The organism is Streptomyces sp. NPDC096040 (genome assembly GCF_040303265.1).
GTDB lineage: Bacteria > Actinomycetota > Actinomycetes > Streptomycetales > Streptomycetaceae > Streptomyces.
The window spans coordinates 1-1,429 of the sequence record NZ_JBEOTA010000102.1; the positions used below are offsets into that span (position 1 = coordinate 1).

Annotated in this window: 1 protein-coding gene; it reads left to right on the forward strand. The window is 68.0% G+C overall.

The genetic code is table 11. The features are described from left to right. Positions 1-63 precede the first annotated feature (63 nt). Positions 64-1,429, forward strand: a 1,366-nt coding sequence (gene tnpB / locus ABTY98_RS42180; protein ID WP_352226474.1) for an IS607 family element RNA-guided endonuclease TnpB, incomplete at its 3' end; no start/stop codon positions are given.

Consider the following 1,429-nt stretch of genomic DNA (forward strand, 5'->3'; position numbering starts at 1 on the left):
GGACCGCGACCGGACCGCGACCGAGCACACCGCCCTCGTTACGCCGCTGGAGGCGGCAGCCTGATGAAGAAGTTCCGTCCGCAGCCCGGGTTCGCCGTGCAGGCATACCGGTATGCGCTGGACCCGAACGCCACCCAGGAACGAGCGTTGCGCTCGCACTGTGGTGCCGCCCGCGCCGCCTACAACTGGGCTCTCGGATGGGTAACCGCTTCGTGGTGGCAGCGCAAAGCCGAGGAGTCCTACGGCGTGCCCGAGGCTGCGCTGACGGAGTGGCGGCCTTGGTCGCTGCCATCCCTGCGGAAGGCGTTCAACGCCGCCAAGCACACCGACCCGAGGTTCGCCGAGTGGTGGGAGGAGAACTCCAAGGAGGCATACTCCACCGGCCTCGCGAACGCCTCCAGCGCGTTCGACAACTACTCGAAGTCGAAGCGTGGGCAGCGCAAAGGCAAGCGCGCGGGAATGCCTCGCTTCAAGTCGAAGCGGAAGGCTCGTCTTTCGTGCCGGTTCACGACCGGCGTGATCCGCGTGGACGCTGACGGCCGGCATGTGACGCTGCCCCGCCTGGGCACGATCCGTGTCCACGAGCCCACCGTGAAACTCCTCGATCGCGTCCAGGCCGGGACGGCCCGGCTCCTGTCCGCGACCGTCCGGCACGAGTGCGGCCGATGGTTCGTCTCGTTCCAGGTGGAGGTGAAACGGGACATCGCCCGCGTCGCTCGGCCGGACGTCGCGGTCGGTATCGACCTCGGCGTGAAGACCCTCGCGGTCATGGCTGACAGCACCGGCGAGATCCGGCAGGTCCCTAATCCGAACCACTACGACTCCCTGCGTAAGGAGTTGCGCCACGCGTCCCGGATCGTGTCCCGACGCCAGGGCCCCAACCGGCGCACCGGGCAGAAGCCGTCCCGACGCTGGGAGAAAGCCAACGCTGCCCGCAACAAGGTCCATCATCGGATCACGAACCTCCGCACGGACGCCCTGCACAAACTGACGACCGCTGTGGCCGCCGAATACGGCACCGTGGTGGTGGAAGACCTCAACGTTGCCGGGATGCTCCGTAACAGGCGTCTGGCGCGCAGAATCGCCGACGCCGGGTTCGGAGAGATCCGACGCCAGCTCACCTACAAGAGCCGCCAGCGCCATGCTGCCCGCCTCGTGGTCACGGACCGCTGGTACCCATCCTCCAAGACCTGTTCCGGGTGCGGCGCGGTGAAAGCCAAACTGCCGCTGCACATCCGGACCTACGAATGCGACGCCTGCCACCTGGTCATCGACCGGGACGACAACGCCGCACTCAACCTCGCCGCCCTCGCGGCAGCCGCAGTAACTGGTACCGGAGTGGCCGGAGACCAGGACACCGCCCCGGCGGTGTCGAAGCCTCGTGGAGCCGACCAGAAGACCCGCACCACCCGCACCCGCCGCAAGGCGG